Origin of the sequence: Sandarakinorhabdus sp. (genome assembly GCF_041689835.1) — a bacterium.
GTDB lineage: Bacteria > Pseudomonadota > Alphaproteobacteria > Sphingomonadales > Sphingomonadaceae > Sandarakinorhabdus.
In genome coordinates this window covers 1-1,715 of record NZ_JBDNFM010000254.1, presented here as the reverse complement: position 1 = coordinate 1,715, position 1,715 = coordinate 1, and the positions used below count along the sequence as shown (strand labels likewise).

At 66.4% G+C, this 1,715-nt stretch carries 3 protein-coding genes; 1 reads left to right on the top strand and 2 read right to left on the bottom strand.

The genetic code is table 11. From position 1 onward, the window contains the following. Window positions 1-654, bottom strand: a 654-nt coding sequence (locus ACESL8_RS12985; RefSeq protein ID WP_372919524.1) for a serine hydrolase domain-containing protein, incomplete at its 3' end; no start/stop codon positions are given. A gap of 27 nt (window positions 655-681) precedes the next feature. On the opposite strand from ACESL8_RS12985, the gene ACESL8_RS12980 reads away from it, so the two are divergent. Next, window positions 682-1,056, top strand: coding sequence for a hypothetical protein (locus ACESL8_RS12980; protein WP_372919522.1), 375 nt, complete (start codon window positions 682-684; stop codon window positions 1,054-1,056). A gap of 3 nt (window positions 1,057-1,059) precedes the next feature. On the opposite strand, the gene ACESL8_RS12975 is transcribed toward ACESL8_RS12980, so the two are convergent. Then, window positions 1,060-1,715: CorA family divalent cation transporter (locus ACESL8_RS12975; RefSeq protein WP_372919520.1), on the bottom strand; the 656-nt coding region annotated here is incomplete at its 5' end.

Below are 1,715 nucleotides of genomic sequence, written 5' to 3'. Positions count from 1 at the left end.
CCGCACCGCGCGCCGACGCTGTTCGGGGGTCGCCCCGGGCGCCACGCTGTCGGAAACGATTCGCGCCAAGATGTGCGTGGTCAGCGTGTTGTATTCAAATCGCGTGCCCGGCGGCACCTGGGCGGGCTGCGCCACCGCCGCCTTGTAAATATCGGCGGAGGTATCGGCGAACAGCGCGCGATTGGTATCCGAGCGCTCGGGTTCCGGGCCGGCTTCAATGTGGCGGACGCCCGATGCCATGTGCAGCAACTGGCGCAGCGTGATCTTGGCCCGCGCGTCACCCCGCCACTCCGGCACCGGGGCGGGCATATCAAGCTCCAGCTTGCCATCGGCCACCAGAAACCCGATCAGTGTCGATGTGATGGATTTGGCCATCGACCAGCTGATCAGCCGCGTGCCGGGGCCATAGCCAGGGGCATAGCGTTCATAGATCGGCTTGCCGTCCTTCAGCACGATCAGTGCGCGGGTTTCCGTCAGCGCCGGATCGGTGAACAGCGCATCGGCCGCGGGCAACGCCGAAGCCGGCGCCGTCGCCGCAATCGCAGCCGGCGCACGCACGCCTGCGGGGGCCATTGGCTGGGCATGCGCCGCCGCCGCCAACCCGAAAGCCAGCAACACGCTTGCGGCAACCCTGTTCTTGTCGCACCTAGTCATGACATTCACGCTAAAGGCCCTCCCCCCATGCTGGCAAGTGACACATCTGCCCCCACCCCGCCACCTGCCTCCGCGCGGCCTTCCGCTCGCCGCCGCTGGCTGATCTGGGCGCCCGTTCTGGCGCTGTGTTTGCTCGCCGGGGCCTGGCTTGGCCTGCGATACTCCAGCACCGGACAGCAGGCGCAGTTGGCCGCCGGTTATATCGCCCATGTCACCTGCAGCTGCCGGTTCGTGGGCGGCCGCGAAATGGCCAGCTGCGACACCGACCGTGAGCCGGGCACCGAGGTGGTGCAGGTGAGCGAAGACAGCGCCAACCGCACCATCACCGCCAAAGTGCCACTGCTCAGCCGCCGCACCGCGCGCTTCGATCCGGAATATGGCTGCACGCTGGATGCGCCCTAAGCCTTACAACCACCCCCGCCAGCGGAAAATCGCATACGGCAATACCGCCGCCGCCAGCATGATGCCCAGCGCCATCGGATAGCCCACCACCCATTCCAGTTCCGGCATGTGATTGAAATTCATGCCATACACCCCGGCTACCAGCGTCGGCGGGAGAAACACCAGGCTGGCCACCGAAACAATCTTGAGCACCGCATTCTGCTCGATGGAAATCAGGCCCAACGTGGCATCAAGCAGGAACGTGAGGTTGCTGCCGATGAAACTTGCCTGATCCGCGAGGCTGGCCAGATCGCGCACCTGCGTCTTGATCTGGGCGGCCAGGCCGGCGTCTTTCGGCGCGGCAAACTGCAGGAACGACAGCGCGCGCGTAAGCGACACCACCGATTCGCGCGCCTTGCTCAATCCGTCCTGCGCCGCCCCCAGCCGGGCGAGCAGCGCCTGCAAGGCCAGATTCGACCGGCGCTGCTGGCGAAGGTGCGCATTGGCGCGGCGGAACGCGGCGCGGTTGATCTGGTCAACCTCGCGGCCCACATGTTCCAGTCCGTCGGCAAGCCGATCGACGATGGCATCGATCAGCCCCATCAGCGCCGTCGGGGCCGCACTGCACTGGGCAGGTGTCCGCTCCAGCTGCGCGACAAAGCGATCAAAGCTGCGGATTT

Bases quoted from the DNA above. Each gene is read 5' to 3' on its own strand.
- ACESL8_RS12980 (WP_372919522.1), top strand. From the start codon at position 682: ATGCTGGCAAGTGACACATCTGCCCCCACCCCGCCACCTGCCTCCGCG.